The 240-nt window shown below is 59.6% G+C and carries 1 protein-coding gene; it reads right to left on the bottom strand.

The window, feature by feature from the left end:
* Positions 1-240, bottom strand: a 240-nt coding sequence (locus tag AB1471_RS17825) for a C1 family peptidase (protein WP_367781050.1), incomplete at both ends; no start/stop codon positions are given.

Here is a 240-nt window from a genome sequence, read left to right as displayed (position 1 = left end):
GCCCCAGTTGAGCCCCCAAGAGTTCTTGACGATCCAGTACTTGGGGCCATTTAAGGACTTTTCCCCGTAGCCTACCACGGTGACGGCATGGCTCAGTCTTGGTCCACACTGGCCGTTGAACACGCCTCCCTTGTAGTGCTGGAAGTCGGCGCTACCGAACTTGAGGGACACGGCCACCGGCTGCTTAGCCACGACGTTCATCAGCGACACCTCGCTGTTGGGTGTGACATCCGTGTGGCC

The sequence above is a fragment of the Jeotgalibacillus marinus genome, assembly GCF_040801915.1.
GTDB lineage: Bacteria > Bacillota > Bacilli > Bacillales > Jeotgalibacillaceae > Jeotgalibacillus > Jeotgalibacillus marinus.
The sequence above is the reverse complement of the archived record's forward strand: the minus strand, read 5'-3'. Positions and strand labels throughout refer to the sequence as shown.